Annotated in this window: 21 protein-coding genes; 14 read left to right on the top strand and 7 right to left on the bottom strand. The window is 34.0% G+C overall.

Annotated features, from left to right (window positions below; genetic code table 11):
- Nucleotides 1–61 precede the first annotated feature (61 nt).
- From LU301_RS08050 to LU301_RS08080, 7 genes are read right to left on the bottom strand one after another with little or no spacing between them, the layout of a single operon-like run.
- Nucleotides 62–472, bottom strand: a complete 411-nt coding sequence (locus tag LU301_RS08050) for an SMI1/KNR4 family protein (RefSeq protein ID WP_305269591.1) — start codon at nt 470–472, stop codon at nt 62–64.
- Between the two features lie 12 nt (nt 473–484).
- Nucleotides 485–1,162, bottom strand: coding sequence for an HNH/ENDO VII family nuclease (locus LU301_RS08055; protein WP_305269593.1), 678 nt, complete (start codon nt 1,160–1,162; stop codon nt 485–487).
- 1 nt (nt 1,163) lies between these two features.
- On the bottom strand, nt 1,164–4,397 hold the full coding sequence (locus LU301_RS08060) for an ATPase, T2SS/T4P/T4SS family (RefSeq protein WP_305269595.1): 3,234 nt from the start codon (nt 4,395–4,397) through the stop codon (nt 1,164–1,166).
- 9 nt (nt 4,398–4,406) lie between these two features.
- Entirely contained in the window at nt 4,407–5,279 is an 873-nt protein-coding gene (locus tag LU301_RS08065) for a hypothetical protein (protein ID WP_305269596.1), read from the bottom strand.
- Between the two features lie 10 nt (nt 5,280–5,289).
- A complete protein-coding gene (locus LU301_RS08070) occupies nt 5,290–7,614 on the bottom strand; it encodes a dynamin family protein (RefSeq protein ID WP_305269597.1) in 2,325 nt (774 codons plus the stop codon).
- 60 nt (nt 7,615–7,674) lie between these two features.
- Nucleotides 7,675–8,628, bottom strand: a complete 954-nt coding sequence (locus LU301_RS08075) for a dynamin family protein (protein WP_305269599.1) — start codon at nt 8,626–8,628, stop codon at nt 7,675–7,677.
- A 3-nt stretch (nt 8,629–8,631) separates the two neighbouring features.
- On the bottom strand, nt 8,632–9,513 hold the full coding sequence (locus LU301_RS08080) for a helix-turn-helix transcriptional regulator (protein WP_305269601.1): 882 nt from the start codon (nt 9,511–9,513) through the stop codon (nt 8,632–8,634).
- A 117-nt stretch (nt 9,514–9,630) separates the two neighbouring features.
- Between LU301_RS08080 and LU301_RS08085 the strand changes: the two genes are divergently transcribed.
- The 14 genes from LU301_RS08085 (at nt 9,631) to pyrC (ending at nt 19,282) form a co-directional block, all read left to right on the top strand.
- Entirely contained in the window at nt 9,631–9,879 is a 249-nt protein-coding gene (locus tag LU301_RS08085; protein WP_305269604.1) for a helix-turn-helix domain-containing protein, read from the top strand.
- A gap of 118 nt (nt 9,880–9,997) precedes the next feature.
- Entirely contained in the window at nt 9,998–11,380 is a 1,383-nt protein-coding gene (gene purB, locus LU301_RS08090; RefSeq protein WP_305269606.1) for an adenylosuccinate lyase, read from the top strand.
- Nucleotides 11,381–11,445: 65 nt separating this feature from the next.
- The gene (locus LU301_RS08095) at nt 11,446–11,739 is read left to right on the top strand and encodes a hypothetical protein (RefSeq protein WP_305269608.1); all 294 of its coding nucleotides are present in this window, start codon (nt 11,446–11,448) and stop codon (nt 11,737–11,739) included.
- Nucleotides 11,736–12,143 (top strand): type II toxin-antitoxin system VapC family toxin, encoded by a 408-nt coding sequence (locus LU301_RS08100; protein WP_305269609.1) that lies wholly within the window; start codon nt 11,736–11,738, stop codon nt 12,141–12,143. Before LU301_RS08095 ends, LU301_RS08100 begins: the two co-directional genes overlap by 4 nt.
- Nucleotides 12,144–12,309: 166 nt before the next feature.
- A complete protein-coding gene (gene lysM, locus LU301_RS08105) occupies nt 12,310–12,786 on the top strand; it encodes a peptidoglycan-binding protein LysM (RefSeq protein WP_305269611.1) in 477 nt (158 codons plus the stop codon).
- Nucleotides 12,787–12,923: 137 nt separating this feature from the next.
- Nucleotides 12,924–13,484 carry a hypothetical protein gene (locus LU301_RS08110; protein ID WP_305269613.1) on the top strand — a complete coding sequence of 187 codons (561 nt, stop codon included), beginning with the start codon at nt 12,924–12,926 and terminating at the stop codon, nt 13,482–13,484.
- Nucleotides 13,485–13,593: 109 nt separating this feature from the next.
- Complete coding sequence (locus tag LU301_RS08115; RefSeq protein WP_305269615.1) at nt 13,594–13,941, top strand: YbjQ family protein; 348 nt, start codon at nt 13,594–13,596, stop codon at nt 13,939–13,941.
- A 31-nt stretch (nt 13,942–13,972) separates the two neighbouring features.
- Entirely contained in the window at nt 13,973–14,467 is a 495-nt protein-coding gene (locus LU301_RS08120; protein WP_305269618.1) for a YbjQ family protein, read from the top strand.
- A complete protein-coding gene (locus LU301_RS08125) occupies nt 14,457–15,275 on the top strand; it encodes a M48 family metallopeptidase (protein WP_305269621.1) in 819 nt (272 codons plus the stop codon). The genes LU301_RS08120 and LU301_RS08125 overlap by 11 nt, the downstream gene beginning before the upstream one ends.
- 58 nt (nt 15,276–15,333) lie before the next feature.
- A complete protein-coding gene (gene ttcA / locus LU301_RS08130; protein ID WP_305269624.1) occupies nt 15,334–16,239 on the top strand; it encodes a tRNA 2-thiocytidine(32) synthetase TtcA in 906 nt (301 codons plus the stop codon).
- Between the two features lie 11 nt (nt 16,240–16,250).
- Complete coding sequence (locus tag LU301_RS08135; RefSeq protein ID WP_305269627.1) at nt 16,251–16,634, top strand: SCP2 sterol-binding domain-containing protein; 384 nt, start codon at nt 16,251–16,253, stop codon at nt 16,632–16,634.
- Between the two features lie 211 nt (nt 16,635–16,845).
- Complete coding sequence (locus LU301_RS08140) at nt 16,846–17,421, top strand: porin family protein (RefSeq protein ID WP_305269628.1); 576 nt, start codon at nt 16,846–16,848, stop codon at nt 17,419–17,421.
- A 132-nt stretch (nt 17,422–17,553) separates the two neighbouring features.
- Nucleotides 17,554–18,108 (top strand): porin family protein, encoded by a 555-nt coding sequence (locus LU301_RS08145; RefSeq protein ID WP_305269631.1) that lies wholly within the window; start codon nt 17,554–17,556, stop codon nt 18,106–18,108.
- Between the two features lie 139 nt (nt 18,109–18,247).
- Complete coding sequence (pyrC, locus tag LU301_RS08150; RefSeq protein WP_305269633.1) at nt 18,248–19,282, top strand: dihydroorotase; 1,035 nt, start codon at nt 18,248–18,250, stop codon at nt 19,280–19,282.
- Nucleotides 19,283–19,304: the final 22 nt, after the last annotated feature.

The raw sequence follows: 19,304 nt of genomic DNA on the forward strand, positions 1-19,304 counted from the left end.
TTTTTAATCTTTAACGACAGGATAAAACTACTTAACTTAGTCTGTTAAAAATGATGTTGAGTTATACTAAATTTTTTATTAAATTTAATAAAAACTCTTCTAAATTACTACCTATCTTTTTTGAAACTCCACCATTTGGACTAACCCACACTTTAATATTGGATTCATTATTATCATAAATATAATAATGTCCATCACCAATTTCACATAGTGGTACAAATGAATCTTGAAATCTCGATTCTTGTCGAAACTCTTTCGTACTCTTTACAATATTTAAATAAGAGTCATTTGGCAAACCAAGACCATAAGTTTCAATCGATTCATAAGAAAATAAGCCTATATGTTTTAAATATTGCTTATATTCATCACTGAACGTAACAGAAAGCTCTACCTCAGCTTGGACAATATCCTCATCATTGACAGGCTTATAAATCGCCTTATTTTGGTCTAAAAATTGCTTTAAATCATTCATGTTTGCCTCTCATTACTGATTAGTTGTTGATTGCATAGCTCTTGCTTTCCAATGTTCAGCTTTTTCTTTGGAAAACTCTTGTCTGTCTATCTCGCTCTCTTTTTGCTTATCATGCAAAATCGTATCATTGCCTTTGCCACGATGCTCTTGTTGCGTCAATTCAGCTAAAGGCGAATCTTTATTTTGACCAATATGATGTAGTTCATAAGGTTTACCATTTTGATCTAATGGGGCTTTACCTTGTTGCATACGCTCCAAATTGGTTTGACCAAAGCCATCTTTTTGTTCCAAATCTATGTTTGTTTTAACTAAAACATCTTTACCATTAATCACTGTTGGCTCTACATCAGCATCTAGGTAAATTTTAGCTTCTTCTTCACTACCAATTTTTTCAATAACATTATCAGAATAACCTTCTTCTTTTAAGGTATCCTTCATTTCATCTGATAATGGAGTTAGTTGGGATGATTCACTATCAAGATACTGAGAAGAATCAGTCAAATCTATATTTTCATACTCTGTTGAAATAGTCTTTTTTTCAACAGTGGTAGATTCTTTAACAAACTCTACAGTATCATCAATAGATTCAACCCATTTTTCATCTTTACCAAAACGCTCCAAAAAATCACCTGTTGATTGTTCAAGTGTTTTTGGCAGTTCTTTTACAGTAGCTACTAAACTTTCTATCATATCATAGCCCTTTCACTTTACGAAACATATTAGTTAATTCATCTTTTAATAATACAATGACTTGTTCATTAATATTATCAAAATAGCGAACTAATATCCCATTTAAATCATAACTAAAAGAATTTATTGATTTATTCTGAGCGAATATCTCAATAATATTCTCTCGCATACCAATGATTGATAATAACAAATTGGTTTTATCTACTTCATTTGACCAAATTGAAATTGGTTGGTTTTTCTGTACTTTTTTAATAGCTGTTTTTAAAGAAATCTTATATTTACTTGATAAAACAACTTTATCAATGTTTTTCTCTAAAAACATCAAATCAACATTCTCAGCATTAAAAATCAACCTTGCTAAATTTTGGTTAAAGACTTTAATATCCAAATATTCATTAATTGATTTTTGGTAATAATACGTTTCATTTAATTGATGATAATGCGACACCTTACACAAAATAGGCTCTAACCAATCATTTTGATAAATGACAGCCACACCTTGCGGTAATTTGGCAATTTCAGGTAATTGTTCATCTGTTAGTCCTGATGCTTTACCAATTAACTGATAATCAGCTTCATCAGGTAATCGCATGATTATTTTGGTATTAGTATTACGAATGGCGGAAATATCCACCTCATTTGGCGATTGGTCAGCAATAATAAACCCTTCACCAAAAGTTCGCATTTCAGCAATCGCATTGCTTAATAATTCTACCGATTTACTTGCAATATTGGAACCATGTTCGCTATGAGTGGTATGATTTTTTAATAAATTATGAGCCTCTTCCAAAACTGTGATATGCTTAAGTGGTGTATTCATTTGAACTGCATTCACCATACGGTACTCATTTAAACGCAATACCAAAATCCCCATAATCAAAGATTTGGTTTCTTGTGAACCGACACGACTCAAATCAACAATCACATTTTCATCAAATAAAATGTTATCATCAATTTCATCAGCACTAAATAATTGCTTATTTAGCCCTGTTGTTAATGACGCAACACGAGTAATCAACGCACCTTTATAATTACTCTTTACTTCGGCAGAATAATTAGACTTTTCAATTTCGCTTTCCAAGCATTGCAATAAATCAACAAAACTTGGGAATAAAGCATTATCATAATAATTGACAGAATTATCCAAATCCCAACCACTTAATTCATAAGCCTTTAATAGTGCTTGTTTTAGCATGGCTGGCATTGCATCATACATCGACCAACACATACTAAAAATTTCAATCAAACGGTCAATATGTTCGAGTACATGAATTGGATTATGACCTGTACTTGGGAATTTAAATGGGTTGATTTTTAGTAAATCGCTCATATTTGGATTGGTGCCAAATACTTTAACATCGGAACGATTACCAAAAACATGTTTGTATTCACCTTTGGCAGGCTCAATAATTAAAAATTTAATCTCTTGCTTATTGAGTTCATTTAATAAATGATAAACCGTATTACTCTTACCAGAGCCTGTTGCTCCTGTAATAAATAAATGTCCTGATAATTTATCCACATCAAGCGTTACTTTTTGTGGTAAATCTGTCCATAAATGATGAATTTGCCCAAGTTCAATTGTACGATTTGGCGATGAATTAAACAAGTTTGTACTTTGAATGCGGCGACCAAACGGTACAGCTTCCACCACTGTTACAGTAGAAGTTGAACGACGTGGTAAAGCCAATTGCATTGCCATTTCCTTACCTGAAACTAATATCGCTGGTGTCAAATAACTCACATCTAATTGTTTATAAGCATCTGCTTTTAGGCGTGGGTGCGATAAATTGCCTAACCATTGCAAAATATTTTTAGATTTTTGCTCTTCGCTATCCCAAGTCGTTAAGGCAAAATTTTCGCTATTAGACTTGGCACCACGCATTAATCCTAAAAAAATACTTGCAAGTGACTGTGATGAAGCAATACTGTCTCCTACAAAATAAGCCGCTGTTTGCCATGCCCCGTAACGACGAGCTTCATTGACACGCTCTAATTGCTGATCAATTTTTTTAAGCATTTGTTCAATTTGCTTATCCGTCATTTCCAGGGTGACTTGGCGGTTTGTACCTGTAGTTTTATTAAGACTTCTTGTATCATTAGTGCTTGTTGTGTGGGTATCAGTTGTCGTTTTTGATTGGGCGGTGCTATAGGAAGTACCTGTTGTTGTACCCGTACTTTCAGAATAGGATGTGCCAGTTGTTGTACCTGTACTATTTGAATACGATGTACTTTTACTATGTGTGTCAAATAAAGTATTGCCTGCTAAGGCAAGTAATCCACCTGCTGGACCACCTATTGCTAAGCCAATACCTGCTAACCCCAAAGTACCAATTTTCCCCAATGTAGATTTACCAGATGTGCTATCTGATGTACCATGAGTAACCGTATTGCTACGACTTTCTGATGTGCCATTAGTAATAGTGCTAGTTGTGCTTTCTGATGTCCCATGTGTTTCAGTTAAACCCAAACTCACACCAAGAGCCTGACTAATACCCTGACTAATACTTAAGCCTACACTATCACTTTCATTCTCACCAAAAGATAGCGTTTGCTTTTGCAATGGAGATAAATGCGTTGCTGTTATCTCATAGCCTGCTTGTATCATATCTAATTGCTGGCTACCTACAGGCTCTGCTAAAATCATGGCAGTATATTCACGCCCTTCAGCTGCATCAATAAAATGCTCCAAGCCTTGCATAAAATGTTCACGCTCTTGTACTGACAAAGAAGGAACACCTGTTACAGCTGTAACGGCACAATCCGTTTGTGCTGTTAATTGCTTAATGATAGCTTCGCTTTGTACACCTTTCAGCATATTCAATTGACTACCAGAAAAATGCCCTTTAAAGGTTTTTTCTACCAAATTAGCAATCGTATTACCTTGAATTTTACCTGCCTGCCCACGCACACCAAGATATACATTGGTTTGAGTACCTGTTCCTTGTAATAGCAAGAATACTGAGTAACCCGCTGTACCAAGTGCAGTATAAGCAGCAGTCATACTTTCCAATACTGACTGCTTATTTTCTAATACAATTCGTTCAATTTTAAATATACGCACATCAGTTGCAAATTGCGTTTTATCTTTTGGAGAATGTTCCAAAGATTGTATTTCAAATTGTCCCATATTTGCCAAATAACTTTTATTTAGCAACTCATGTCCATTTTGCAAAGTTGCTAATGCATTTTGACGAATTTGTATTTCTTCACTTTTTAACATTTGCTGATTCATTCTACACCTCTACTTTAACAACTTGTACAAAGTAATTAATGCTACACCACCAGCCACGATAATAGCTGCCCATACACGCCAATTACTACCTTTGTCTTGGTCAGATGGAGCTGTATGTGTTGTATTTTGATTTGATGATTCTTTTTGCTGAGAATCAACTTTTGGTAATGCTGTTTGCTCTGGTTTGATTGGACTTGCTTCAATTTGTTGAAACTGTGAATCGCCATTTTTCATCAACGTTTCGCGTACATTAATAAGATGCATAAAACGTTCTATAGCAAAATTTTGATTTAAATCATTTTGCTGTTTATCAAAATAATAAGCATTCCACGAACTTTCATCTTGATTTATCTCGGCAATAAAAGCACTGGTTTTATACTCTTCAAACACTTCAGGTAACTTATTTTCTACAAAAAATACTGTTTGAATCAGATATTCAATACTTACACGCTGATTATTCAACTCACTCATTAAAAATGCACGCACCGCAGACATATTTTTCTGTTGTAAATGAGTATTTAATGAATCTTTCACTTGATAATTACTCAAATCTACAGACATTGTTTGTTGCTGTGATGATTGAGATAATGCTACTGTTGATTGACTTAAATTCATAATATCAAAACCCTTTTCGCCCGTGTTTTGTAGTTTATGCTTTACTTCAATAATATGTTCACATAATTCTTTTGAAAAATGGTAATTTAACACATTAAGTTTTGTATAAAAATAATCACTGACCCAATAAACCTTGCTTTTCAATTCAGCCTTAATATGTTCCTCGATTGGAACAAAGTCAGTATCTGCAAGCTGTTGTAATTCTGCTTGATTTTGTTGGGCAGAAATCTGCCCATTTTTAAGATTATTCAAAAATTGTGTTTTCATATTTTCACCTTTACAATGCAATAATTTGGTCAAGTTTTTGCTTAAATTGCTGGATTTCTGCTAATTTTTGATTCGCAACTTCAATCTCAGCTTCAAGTGCTGCTTTATCTTGAGTCTTTTGCGCTAAATCTGTCAAGATTTCTTTCATTACCTTATCAAACTCTTCAGTCAGAAAATCTTTAAACTGTGCTACATACTTTTCAGTATCAGCTTGAATTTTTTCTTTAGCAGAACGTATTAATCCATCAAACTGCTGACGAATTGCAGGCTCTCGGGTACTAAACAGCTCTTCCAAAATCACATACTCTTCTTCAATTGTATAAGCTTCATATACATCAACCTCTTTTGTACTCAACCATGTCCAAGGTTTATACCAAGTTGCATCACTTTTAGTTTCTGTGCGTACCTTCTTCGTTTTTGTCTGAATATTTGTTTTAATTTCACTACCCGATAATGAAATTTCAAAACTAGCCATGCGATGTTTTAGACCATCTAATACAGGTAAAGGCAATCCACTAAACTCTTGTCCTGCAAACAATTCATTATTAAACTCTTCAAAAATTTCTTTCAATTTAATTTTGGCATATTTTTGCGTTTCTTTAACTAAATTGTCAAAAATATTAGTAAGACTATCATATTTAAAATGAATATCTCTCTCAAGAGTATCTAATTTACCTTGCCCCACATTTTTACTTTGTTTACCATAAAATTGATTGCTAAACTCTCGTAACATGGTACGAATTGATGCCTCTTGCTCATCAATTTGTTGAATAATATCAGATGAGTATAGAAGTTTATCATCATTTAATAAACGATCAATCTTACCTTTTGCATTATTTTTAATGCTTTCACTATTTTTTAGATTAGATAAAATCTCTGCAACCTTATCTAACTCATCACGATTAAGGTTTAAAGATGCAATCAAGGCTTGTTCATTTGAACTAATTTCAATCGCTGTTTTCAATGCCATATACGCACGATTCACACGATTTGGTAAATTGTACTTATTGATATATTCATCAATCATCACTTCAATCGAAGGAATACCAGTACGATGTTCCGCAGGCATAAGTTTACGCGTGGCCAAATGTGCTTTTGAACTACTGGTAAGAGGCATATATTCTACAAAATCAATTCCCTGATAATCACCATCTGGTAAGCATAAATATTCCCAAGCACTTAATGATTGCTGTTCGGTACGAGTCAATGCTTTACCATCTTGACGCTGTCTTAATAAACCTGCATTCAGTGCAGACACAGGATAAACTTGAGGCTCTTCAATACCATTACTTCTTAAATAAGCACGCACATTTTCTAGCACTTTTTCTGGCGTGGTTTCTTTTTCAAAATCAAAACCATCCATTTTATTCACTACAAAAATAAAACGGTCTTTACTTTGTTTACCTCCTTTTTGCATAATTTCACCAATCATCGACAATACATTTTTATCATCATTGGTGCCTAATTGTGTACCATTTAAAATATATAAAATTAATGGATTACGTTGAGAATCTTGAATATATTTTTGGGTCGTTTCCCAATGGCTTCTATCTTGGCTATTATTAGGTCCTGGTGTATCACTAATGACCAAGCGAACATCTTCTCGTTCTTTTACACCAATAACATTACCTTCCAGCTTAATCAACTTGGTATCCGCCAAAGCATTCCATTCTTTTAGAGTTTCTAAAGTGACTATTTGCTTTTCATGAACCAGTTCACCTTGTTTATTATAACGTTCGCCGAAAAACTCCCCCTGTGGCATAGTATCATTATCCACAATTTGGGCAATAGTCGCTGTTGTTGCTTCATTTGCATTTGGCAACAATTCACAACCCAACATCGCATTAATGAATGTTGATTTACCTGCACTCATTGTTGCAGCCACATACACATCAAAATCACGATTTAACGCAGCTTCAAAATTACTTTGTATTTCTTGGCTATTATTGATATTTTCAGCAAAAATAGGATTATTTTTTGCTTCTTGCATGAGTTCTTTAATATTCTCTAGACGGGCAGAAGGTTCTTCTGCTTGCTCCCAAGATAAGTTAATATGAATTCCTTTTTCTTTTGCTTTTTCAGCAGAGGCTTGAATATCAAGATAATCCGCTTCTACGCCTTGGAAAATAACATCAAATTGACCATATTCATTAAACTCATTTTTATCCACTTCTTCAAAGAAGTTTTCTACCCACAGTTGTAAGCGTTTATTAGCATAATTAGCTAATGATGAATTAATAGCTGGTTGTTGCCATTCTGCTTCATCTGAATGACGAATTTTAAAAACCGTTTCAATCGTAAACGGATTGTGTTCAATACGAATTTGATAACTCATTGTTTCAACTCCAATAACGAGATTTTGCCAATTTCAATAACATCTTTACCCAATGTGTAATTAAGATGATTTAAAGGGATAAAAAGACTGAGATAACTTTTGCTGTAGCACATATTGAACCACACCAAAACCTGTTCTAAACATCGCTTTTTCTAGCTGTTTTTTACCAATAGTCATGCCATTTACTTTGACTTTACCAGAAGTTTTTACATTATTCAATTTATTAAAGACTTTCAATTTTAAATCATTCGGCATCATTGAGGAAATCATCATTTGATTACTTGAACTCTCTAATAAATTAGTCAAAACTACTCTTTCAGAACGCATTAATGGTATATTTCTTAAAACTTTTTGTGCGATTAACGCATAATGAGCAGCTGTAGGAATAATAATAGGTTTCTTAAACCCAATATTAAGTAAATATTCTTGAGTATTTTTAACTACTGTTTCTAGCGACTCGCCTTTTTCTTCATCAAGACAATCTGCTTTGTTTAATAAAAAAACAATTTCTTTATGTGAATCTTTATCTAATGCCACTTTTATTTTTTCCAATAACGAGCGGTCATCATTTACTCCTATTTGAGTCGCATTTAAAATATACAGAATAAGACCGTAGTTACCATCATTAATAACTTGCATAGTGAGTGCTTCATGATTATCATCTTGGCTATTATTTGGACCTGGTGTATCATAAATAACTAATTCAGCCTTATCATTATATAGCCCTTGAATATCACCCATTAAATCAATCAGTTTAATTTGTGAATCAGCATTCCAACTTTTTAAAGTTTCAGCATCAACATTTTGTTCAAATAACAATTCATTTTGATAAGAATAAGCTCTACCAATAAAATTAGGTAAGCCATCTTTATCATGAATGCGTGTAATTGTTGCAGTTGTTGCTTGATTCGCTGAATGTAATAACTCCTGCCCAATTAAAGCATTAATCACAGTCGATTTACCTGCACTCATAGTTGCAATAACAACGACCTCAAAAATAGATTTTTCTTCCATCACTTACTCCAGTTTATTTTCAAGATAAAATTTCAACCCACTTTCCAACTCATCTTGCCATTCACTTGGACTGACAATTTTAAGATATGGAATCCACCAACGTACGATTGGAAACAACTGCAATTTATGCCCAATTTGACAGGATAAAAGCAACGTACCATCGACCATTTCTCTCACTATATTTTGCTTAGGTAATAATTGACGTTGCTTAAAATATTGTGCAACTTGTGTACTAACTTGTATCACAACCTCGATTTTCTGCTGACCAAACCAAATACTATCATCTTGCTCAATTTCTCGTAAGATATTTTCCCGTTGAGTAAATGCAATTTTTGTTGGCACTAAATGGCTCATACGGCTGATATGATAGGTTTTGATTTGCCCTTGTTCCACACCTGCCAAATACCAACAACCCAAATGATGTACTAATTTATATGGCTCAACTTGGCGTGATTTTTGTTTATAATCAAACTGCACACAATAATTTGCCTGAATTGCTTGTTTTAATGTCTTCATTTGCCGTTCTAACATTCGGCTATCTTCAAAATCAGCAACTTTGACATCATAAATATTTGCAGTATTTATTTCATGCAATAAAGCATAATCCAATTTTGGATATAAATACTCAATCCCCGATATTTGTGCAAACGCATACACATCTGAAAATCCTAAATTCATGCCAAGCATATTTTTATTTAAACGATAACCTTGCTGTTCATAAACCAAATCTAAAAACTCTAATCGAGCAATGTCCCGCTGAATTGTACGTTTACTGACACTATATTTTTCAACCAACTCATCAATTCTTAATAATTCCCCTGCATAAAGCATAGACAACATATCTGCCAAACGATAAGCTAATTTTTCATTTACATTTTCACTCATAAAACTATCCATTTTTATGGAACACTTAAATATTTTAACATATAAATATAAAACTTATACATTTAAATATATTGTACTCATTTTGGGTAATTTGTCAAACTATCGTACATATATGTCATGACAAAAAGTATCTATAGCCCAGAAATGGTTACACTACGCACTTGGTTAAAACAAGAACGCTTAAACCATAATCTTACCATGCGACAACTCGCCGAACGCCTCAATCGCCCACACTCTTATGTACAACGTGTCGAAGAAGGCGATCGCCGTCTCGATGTTGTTGAATTTGTGTGGTATTGCCAAGCCCTAGACATTGAACCTTCTATAGGGCTACAACTCGTTCTTAAGCTATCCACAACAGAATAACGCAACATAGTGACAGGTTATGTCATCTAAATTTTTATTTTTTAATTTTCTTAATTTAACCAGCCGATAATAATTTTGTTATAATAATAACAATCGATTTTTATCATTAGGATATCATATGAATACTTTAACCGCACTCTCTCCACTCGATGGTCGTTACGCATCTAAATGTGATGCCTTACGTCCTTTTTTATCTGAATTTGGTTTAATCCATGCTCGTATAACAGTTGAAATTCGTTGGTTGCAAGCTCTTGCTAATCACCCTGAAATTAATGAAATTCAACCATTTTCTGCAGAAACCAATGCTAAATTAAATGCGATTATTGATAATTTCTCGCTTGACAATGCACAACGTATTAAAGAAATCGAACGTACCACCAATCACGATGTTAAAGCAGTTGAATATTTTTTAAAAGAGCAAATTGCTGATATTGATGAATTAAAAAATGCAGGTGAGTTTATTCATTTTGCGTGTACTTCAGAAGATATTAACAATTTATCGCACGCTTTAATGTTAAAATCAGGGCGTGATATTTTAATTCAATCAATGCAAGCCATTATTGATAATATCGCAAATTTAGCCGAAAAATATAGCGATGTGCCTATGCTGTCTCGCACGCACGGACAAACTGCCAGCCCAACCACTTTAGGTAAAGAAATGGCAAATGTGGCGTATCGTTTATATCGTCAGATTCAACAATTTAAAAATGTTGAATTACTCGGCAAAATTAATGGAGCTGTTGGTAATTATAATGCTCATTTATCGGCATATCCTAATATTAACTGGGCAAAACATTCACAAAGTTTTGTAGAAAGTTTGGGATTAACTTTTAATCCTTATACCACACAAATTGAACCACACGATTATATGGCAGAATTATTTGATAGCTTACGCCGTTATAATACTATTTTAATCGATTTTAACCGTGATGTATGGGGATATATTTCTCTCGGTTATTTCAAACAAAAACTCAAAGAAGGGGAAGTTGGTTCATCAACCATGCCACATAAAGTTAATCCGATTGATTTTGAAAATTCAGAAGGTAATTTAGGCATTGCTAATGCAGTATTGGCTCATTTGGGTGAGAAATTACCAATTAGTCGTTGGCAACGTGATTTAACTGATAGTACTGTATTGCGTAATATGGGCGTTGGTTTTGCCCAAAGTTTAATTGCCTTTGAAGCGTGTTTAAAAGGCATTGGTAAATTAGAATTAAACGAACAACGTTTAGCAGAAGATTTAGATAATGCTCAAGAGGTTTTAGCCGAGCCAATTCAAACGGTAATGAGACGCTACAATGTAGAAAAACCATATGAAAAACTCAAAGCATTAACACGTGGACAAGCCATGACCCGTGAAATGATGGTGAATTTTGTTAATAGTGATGAATTATCTCAAGTAGCAGAAACTGACCGTAAACGCTTGGCAGAATTAACGCCAGCAACTTATATTGGTAATGCTGATGAGCAGGCGAAGAAATTAAAGGATTATTTAAAATAATCGTTTAATTATCAAAATAAAATGGGTATAATCAATTATGCCCATTTTATTCCAAGGAGTAACAAATGAATGCAATAAGTTTTAATGCAGATTATGTGTATTTACCGATTCATAAAAAACTATTAGAATCAATTGGTTGCCATGATACAACTGATTTTGAGATTACACCACAAGATAATGGCTTTTTAGTACAACCTAAAAAGTCTAGTAAATTGACTTCAGAAGATGAGAAATTAATTGAACAAATTGCTGGAATGTTTGTGTTAAGCAAAGAGCAATCTGATGCTTTAGAAGGTTCATTATTTGATTTTAGAGTAGAAGACCATATCACTTTATTTGATGAGAGTGATGACAAATGAATGCCCTAGATACCAATATCTTGGTAAGATTTTTCTTTAAAAATGAGTATATTAATGAAGATTACAAGCAACATCTAATTGCCGTGCAATTATTGAAACAAGATTGTTTTATTTCTCTAACAGTTATTCTGGAAACGGTTTGGGTATTATCATCACGTTATAAATTAAGCAAAGACGACATTTATCGTGCTTTAATGGCTTTATGTCGCCTAAATAACATTAGCATTGAAAAACAGCCTTTATTAGAACAAGCATTATCCCATTATATCAATGGTATGGATTTTGCTGACGCCTTGCATTTGGTACAAAGTTATCAATGTTCAGCATTTTATACTTTTGACCAAAAATTAATTAAAAAAGCAAATACTGTAGCATTAAATCATCAAGTCATTGAACCACGCTAATATCATGATTTAAATGGATTTTTAACTTATCCACCCACAAAAAACATATTCCCACTCCCCTTATAGATACAAAACACCTATTAAAACCTACAGATTTACATCATTCTATCTATAAAAAATCAGTTAAAATATAAACTATGTTTACCCCTAATCAGTGAGAAATATTATGGGATTTTTTGATTTTGTAAAAGGTATCGGTAAGAAAAATACGGCTGAACCTGTAGAACAACCTGCTCCAGCAACCCCAGTAGAACCATCTGCACAAGAAATTGCCAATAAACTTTTGGCTCATGTACAATCTTTAGGTCTAAATATCAGTGGTTTATCTGTAAGCTACAATAGCGAAAGTGATTTAGCAACTCTTCGTGGTGAAGTGCAATCTCAAGCTGACCGTGAAAAAATCATTTTAGCAGTTGGTAATATTGATCACGTTGCTCGTGTTGATGACCAAATGACAGTAGCGACACCTGAACCTGAAAGCCAATTCTATACAGTAAAATCAGGCGATAATTTATCAAAAATTGCTAAACAATTTTATGGCGATGCCAATAAATATCCTGTGATTTTTGAAGCAAACAAACCAATGCTCAAAGACCCGAATGAAATTTTTGTAGGTCAAGTATTGCGTATTCCTGCATTATAAAATTGCATTAACGCCCTAAAATATAAATAGAGTATATTGTATTAGCAATATACTCTATTTATTTTGAATAAAACATTAACATTGGTGCAATTTAATGTTACAATCCATCTAATTTTTCTAATTTTATATGTAAAACCATGAGTAACAAAGCAGTTTATGCCTATACAATGAATCCAGTTCCTTATGAAATTTCAGAACAGGAACAACGTGATGCACAATTAAAAATTTGGCGTTCAAGTAATAAATTTACGCCATTAATGTGGGGCATTATGGGTGGTGTAGTTGCCCTATCGATTTTAGGCATTATTTTACTTAAAAATTATTCTACCGTATTTTGTTGGGTAGCGATTGTTTTGGTAGTAATGTTTTATCTTGGTAAAAAATTTGGTTTAGAATGGTATGTCAAACGCCAAATGGCACAATATCCAGTTCCTGAAATTACAGGAATTCGTTTAGGCGTACAGCCAACAGGTATTGTGATGCGTCAGCGAGTAGGTATGCAAGAAGGTGTTGCTACAATTTCATGGAAAGATGTACATGAATGGTATGACGTTGATGACTTTATGTTGATTAATTTTAATGTAAAAGGTCAGCAAGGGGCTTATGTTTTACCTAAACGTATGAATACCAAACAATTTCCTTTTGAAACTGTGCGTAAACATTTAAATGAAACTGTTGGTGCAGCGAGAAAACTATAAAATTTAAAAGAGCAATTTTGCTCTTTTTTATTGTCTGAATTTATGTTATTTTAAACGAGACTAATTTAAACAATTTGATTATTCTAAATAAATGAATGGGAGTCATATCATGCTATTAACCAATCTTGAATATGTACCAGATTGTCGTATTATCAAGCATTTAGGTTTAGTACAAGGTTCAACTGTACGCTCTAAACACGCTGGACGAGATTTTATGGCAGGACTGAAAAATTTAGTCGGTGGCGAATTAAAAGGCTATACCGAATTGCTCAATGAATCTCGTGAAGAAGCTACACAACGTATGATGGAGCAAGCTCGCCAACTGGGGGCAAATGCGGTATTGAATGTGCGTTATTCTACATCATCGGTCACGGCAGGGGCGGCAGAAATTTTTGCCTATGGTACGGCTGTGGTACTCGAACAAGCACCAATTCAATCTCCATTTCCATCACGTTAATGATTGAATATTGCATGAATCGGAGTAAATCATGGATAGTATTCTTTTTGATTGGCTAGTGATTTTTATCAAATTTATTTTACCACTCATTTTATTGGTGGTGGCTTATTTTATAGGTAATCATCTGGAAAAAAAGCATTATGCCAGTATTTTAGAGCGTGAAAAAGCTCTACGCCATATTATTGTGGTATCGGTCAAACGCCCACCTGCAGAATTTCGTGAACAGCGTTTAGTCAAAGGCAGTGTAGTGGTTTCAAGTGATTATTTTCGACGATTATTGGCATGGTTGGCTAACTTTTTGGGCGGTAATGTGCGTACCTATGAAACCTTGCTAGACCGTGCCAGACGTGAAGCCATTTTACGCATGAAAGAAGAAGCTCATCGGCAAGGGGCAAATGTTATCTTTAACTTAAAATTGGAAACCTCCAGTTTAGATGATATTAATAGCCCACAAAATAGCGGTGCTGTTGGCACAGTTGAAGTTTTAGCCTACGGTACGGCAGGAAAATATCATCATGCAGTTTGAAATTCCTGAATTTGATGAAAGCAAAAATCCCAATATTCCCCATGAATCACCAAGCAAGGATTTATGGCGAATGTTGCGATATTTTGCCATCATCATTTTAGGAATTTATTTGACAATAGAAGCAATCGTATTTAGTTTACCCTATGCGATTGATGTAGAACGTGAACAACGTTGGTTTGGCTCGGTCGGTGAAATGATGGTCGATAATGCCAAACCAAATGCAGAACTCCAAAAAATCGCTGATGATTTAGCGATAAAAATGGATTTACCTGCCAATATCGTCAAAATTTATATTAGCCCAAGTGATGACATTAACGCCTATGCCACTTTTGGTGGGCATATTGTGTTTCATCAGGGTTTGCTCAATAAAATGCCGAATGAAGAAGCGATTGTTGGCATTCTTGCACATGAAATGGCTCATGTGCAACATCGTGATGTATTGCGTGGTAGTTCTCGTGGTTTATTATTTAGTCTTGTGATAAGTAGCATTACAGGTGGCAATCAAGCATCAATGACTGTTACTCAGCTCGATAGTTTACGTTATAGCCGTCAGTTAGAAGAACAAGCCGATGCTAAAGCGGTTGAAATGCTACATCTTTACTATGGTTCGGTAGGTGGTATGCTTGATGCGTTCCGAGAATTAGAAAAAATGGAACAACTTGACAATCTACCCACTTGGATTTTAAGCCACCCAAAACCAAAGCAACGCATTCAAGCGGTTTATGATATTGCTCAACAAAAAAATTATGCTTTAGAACAAGGCAAACGTCTAAATCGATGGCAAAAAACCGTACAAAAAAACTCCTAGATTATTTATTATAATTTCAATATAATAGCACATCTTTTTGACTAAAAAGGTCTAGCCTATGTATTCACCAGTAGAACCAGAACAAGCCTTTCAATTTAAACCTGAATTGCCAACCAGTTCAACCTATTATCGATTATTGAAAAAATTACGCCGTCAGGTGGGACACGCCATTCGTGATTTTAATATGATTGAAGATGGCGATAAAGTCATGGTCTGTATTTCTGGTGGTAAAGATAGCTATACCTTATTAGATATTTTATTGCAATTTAAACGTATCGCACCGATTAACTTCGATGTTGTGGCAGTCAATTTAGACCAAAAACAACCGAATTTCCCTGAAGATGTTTTACCTAAGTATTTGACTGAAAATAACATTCCTTATTATATTTTAGAAAAAGATACTTATAGTATTACCAAACGTTTAACACCTGAAGGCAAAACTTATTGTGCGGTGTGTTCTCGTTTAAGACGTGGTTCATTATACGGTTTTGCCCAAGAAATTGGTGCAACTAAAGTGGCGTTAGGACATCATCGTGATGATATTTTAGCTACATTTTTCTTAAATTTATTTCACGGCGGTAGCTTAAAGGCAATGCCTCCAAAGTTATTATCTTCAGATAAGAAAAATATTCTCATTCGCCCACTGGCTTATGTGGAAGAAAAAGATATTATTAAATATGCAGAATTACGCAAATTCCCAATTATTCCATGTAATTTGTGTGGCTCACAAGAAAATTTACAACGTGCGATTATCAATGATATGTTACGTGAATGGGATAAACAACACCCAAAACGTTTGCATAGTATCTTTGGTGCATTACAAAATGTTTCACCATCGCAACTGGCTGACCGTGAATTGTTCGACTTTGAAGCGTTGGATAGCCAACGTGAATTTGATTTTAAAGACCCAGAACAACAAAAAAATCGTCTCGATGTGGTCAATTTAGGCTTTATGGCAGATTAAAGAGAATCAACATGGCACAATTTTTAAGTCAAGATTGGTTTAATCAAGTGGCAGAATTAACCACGCAAGCAGGTGATTTAAATATTAGTAATGATATTAAAGCCTTAAAAATAAACTTGATTACCAATGGTTCACAAGGCATAACCGAATTAAGTCTGGCTGATGGGCAAATCGTACAAGGTTTACACCCTAATGCCACCACCACGCTCAATTTAAGCGAAGAATTATTACGTAAAATCTTTTTTGAACGTGATATGACAGCGGCTATGATGGGTTTTATGATGGGCAAAATCAAAATTCAAGGCGATATGAGCCAATTATCTGTTCTACAACATATGCAAATCAGCCCACAGCATAAAGAATTATTTAAGAAAATTTTAGAAATTTCTCAATAATTTTTGAATTTATTACATGAATTGTTACAATCTGGACTAACTTTTAGGAAAAATCACTGAATTATGAGTGATTTTTCTTATTTTAAAACATCGATTAAATATTTTGTTACATTTTCTCCTTAGTTTTCTGATATTTTTTCCCTAAAATGACTTCAACGAAACGATAGATACTCTATCTATCTTAACCAAAGTTCCTAACGGAGAAATTATCATGAAAAAAATTGCACTTATCGCTTTAACATCTGCAACTTTAGCTAGCCCTGCTTTCGCTGGAAATTTTGCTGGTTTTGGTCTTGGCGTTGAAGCAAGCATTAACAAACACGATGTATCAGAAAGCAACATCAAATTTACTGGTGATAATGAAGTTGGAGCAAATTTAGTTGGTTCTTATGGCTTTGCACACCCAAATAATTTAGTCAGTACGATTGATGCAAAAGTTGGTTTAGGTTCAGTAGATATTGTAGATAGCAATAATATTAAAGTTGAACAAAAACAATCTTATAGCGTAGGTTATGCTTTAGGTTATACGGGTTTAAATGAAAACTTTATGCCTTATGCCAAAGTGAACTATAATGTTGCTAAATTAGAAGGCACTGTCAATGGTGTCAATAATGGTGATGTAAATGTTAAAGGTTTTGGCTGGGGTGTAGGTGCAAAATATAAGTTTACTCCAAATATTGAAGCAGGTGTAGAATATATTGATAGTAAACTTGACCGTAGTGCTGATAGCATTAAAACAGAGCGTGATGGACACAACATCAATGTAGGTTTAACTTATCGTTTCTAATCACTTGATAGGTATGACAAAATACCACTAGAATTCTAGTGGTATTTTTATTTACAAAAAATGTACAATACATCATATTAACTATAATATAATAAATAATATTTAACTATTTCTTATTTAAGGAATTTAATGATGAAAAAATTATCTATTTTAGTACTTGCTATAGCTTGTTCTGCCCCAGCTTTTGCCAATACTAACTTTAGTGGTGTAAGTGTTGGTATGGAACTTGATGTATTTGAATATCAAATTGGTACACAAAATAAACGTATCACTGATGCTAATGTTGTTGGTTCTTATGGTATCGTACATAAAAATGACTTGGTTAGTAGCTTTGATGTGAAAGCTGGCGTAACTTCTCCACGAATTAATGTTCCATCTATTAAAATAGAGCAACGTTATTCTGCTTCTGTTGCCTACCGCTTAGGTTATGCAGGTTTTCATGAGAAATTTCTTCCTTATGTAAAAGCAAGCTATGAATATGTACATCTTAAAGATGATGAACCAAATGTAAATGCAAAAGAAGACCTACATGGCTATGGCTTTGGGGTTGGTGTAAAATATGTTCCTGTAAATAATATTGAACTTGGTGCAGAATTTACCCGTAAAAAATTAGATAGTTCTGATTTTGGTATTGAAAGTGATTTTGAGATCAAATCATTCACTTTAGGTGGTGCGTATCGTTTCTAATTGAAACCACATCTAATTAATAGATTAAGCATGGTGAATAATCATCATGCTTTTCTATTTTAGATTAATAGAATATTTTGCAAAACAAATAACTTACAGTATAATATCGCATAATAAATATCATTCCAAAGGTTAGGCTATGCAAATGATTACTCTTTTACAACCTGATGATTGGCACGCACATTTAAGAGATGGTTTAGCACTTAAACGTACCGTCCCTGATTTAGCCAAACAATTTTCTCGTGCTATTTGTATGCCTAATCTAGTTCCACCAGTGAAAACTGTGGCTGAAGCTGAAGCTTATCGTGAGCGAATTATCGCTCATATACCCGAAGGTAATCCATTTGACCCTAGAATGGTGCTTTATTTTACGGACCAAACAACAACTCAAGATGTCATTGATATTAGCCAATCTACAACCGTAAATGCCATTAAGCTATACCCTGCTGGAGCAACTACAAATTCTGAAAATGGTGTTAAAAACATCATAAAAGTTTATCCTGTCATTGAAAAAATGGCAGAGCTAGGTGTACCATTATTAATGCACGGTGAAGTAACACACAATCATGTTGATATTTTTGACCGTGAAAAATATTTTTTAGATGAAGTACTTAGCCCATTATTAAAACAATTTCCACAGCTTAAAGTAGTAATGGAACATATTACTACAGCAGATGCCGCAGATTTTGTTTGGGAACAAGGTGCAAATGTGGTTGCAACCATTACCCCACAACATTTATTATTTAACCGTAATCATTTATTAGTTGGTGGTGTTAAACCACATTTTTATTGTTTACCAATTTTAAAACGTCAAAACCATCAGCAACGTTTAATTGAAGTCGCAACAAGTGGTAATCCTAAATTTTTCTTAGGTACAGATTCAGCCCCACATGCTCAAAATGCTAAAGAAAATGCGTGTGGTTGTGCTGGTTGTTACTCTGCTCCAACTGCTATTGAACTCTACGCTCAGGCTTTCGATGATGCTGGTAAATTGGATAAGTTAGAAGGATTTGCTAGCCATTTTGGTGCAGATTTCTATGGCTTACCACGCAATACTAGTACAATTACGCTAGTGAAAACAGAATTTACTATTCCTGAAAAATTTGACTATTTAGATGGGCAAAGTATTATTCCGCTTTATGCAGGACAAACATTAAATTGGAAAAAACAATGAGCCAAGACACATCTCATTTAAA

This window comes from Moraxella sp. ZY210820 (genome assembly GCF_030674635.1).
GTDB lineage: Bacteria > Pseudomonadota > Gammaproteobacteria > Pseudomonadales > Moraxellaceae > Acinetobacter.

Excerpts from the sequence above, each read along its gene's own strand:
- LU301_RS08085 (WP_305269604.1), top strand. The coding sequence starts at position 9,631 with ATGACAAAAAGTATCTATAGCCCAGAAATGGTTACACTACGCACTTGG.
- LU301_RS08115 (WP_305269615.1), top strand. The coding sequence starts at position 13,594 with ATGCTATTAACCAATCTTGAATATGTACCAGATTGTCGTATTATCAAG.
- LU301_RS08140 (WP_305269628.1), top strand. The coding sequence starts at position 16,846 with ATGAAAAAAATTGCACTTATCGCTTTAACATCTGCAACTTTAGCTAGC.
- LU301_RS08135 (WP_305269627.1), top strand. The coding sequence starts at position 16,251 with ATGGCACAATTTTTAAGTCAAGATTGGTTTAATCAAGTGGCAGAATTA.
- LU301_RS08095 (WP_305269608.1), top strand. The coding sequence starts at position 11,446 with ATGAATGCAATAAGTTTTAATGCAGATTATGTGTATTTACCGATTCAT.
- LU301_RS08080 (WP_305269601.1), bottom strand. The coding sequence starts at position 9,513 with ATGAGTGAAAATGTAAATGAAAAATTAGCTTATCGTTTGGCAGATATG.
- LU301_RS08120 (WP_305269618.1), top strand. The coding sequence starts at position 13,973 with ATGGATAGTATTCTTTTTGATTGGCTAGTGATTTTTATCAAATTTATT.
- LU301_RS08060 (WP_305269595.1), bottom strand. The coding sequence starts at position 4,397 with ATGAATCAGCAAATGTTAAAAAGTGAAGAAATACAAATTCGTCAAAAT.
- pyrC (WP_305269633.1), top strand. The coding sequence starts at position 18,248 with ATGCAAATGATTACTCTTTTACAACCTGATGATTGGCACGCACATTTA.
- LU301_RS08100 (WP_305269609.1), top strand. The coding sequence starts at position 11,736 with ATGAATGCCCTAGATACCAATATCTTGGTAAGATTTTTCTTTAAAAAT.
- LU301_RS08055 (WP_305269593.1), bottom strand. The coding sequence starts at position 1,162 with ATGATAGAAAGTTTAGTAGCTACTGTAAAAGAACTGCCAAAAACACTT.
- purB (WP_305269606.1), top strand. The coding sequence starts at position 9,998 with ATGAATACTTTAACCGCACTCTCTCCACTCGATGGTCGTTACGCATCT.
- LU301_RS08050 (WP_305269591.1), bottom strand. The coding sequence starts at position 472 with ATGAATGATTTAAAGCAATTTTTAGACCAAAATAAGGCGATTTATAAG.
- LU301_RS08145 (WP_305269631.1), top strand. The coding sequence starts at position 17,554 with ATGAAAAAATTATCTATTTTAGTACTTGCTATAGCTTGTTCTGCCCCA.
- lysM (WP_305269611.1), top strand. The coding sequence starts at position 12,310 with ATGGGATTTTTTGATTTTGTAAAAGGTATCGGTAAGAAAAATACGGCT.
- LU301_RS08110 (WP_305269613.1), top strand. The coding sequence starts at position 12,924 with ATGAGTAACAAAGCAGTTTATGCCTATACAATGAATCCAGTTCCTTAT.
- ttcA (WP_305269624.1), top strand. The coding sequence starts at position 15,334 with ATGTATTCACCAGTAGAACCAGAACAAGCCTTTCAATTTAAACCTGAA.
- LU301_RS08125 (WP_305269621.1), top strand. The coding sequence starts at position 14,457 with ATGCAGTTTGAAATTCCTGAATTTGATGAAAGCAAAAATCCCAATATT.
- LU301_RS08065 (WP_305269596.1), bottom strand. The coding sequence starts at position 5,279 with ATGAAAACACAATTTTTGAATAATCTTAAAAATGGGCAGATTTCTGCC.
- LU301_RS08070 (WP_305269597.1), bottom strand. The coding sequence starts at position 7,614 with ATGAGTTATCAAATTCGTATTGAACACAATCCGTTTACGATTGAAACG.
- LU301_RS08075 (WP_305269599.1), bottom strand. The coding sequence starts at position 8,628 with ATGGAAGAAAAATCTATTTTTGAGGTCGTTGTTATTGCAACTATGAGT.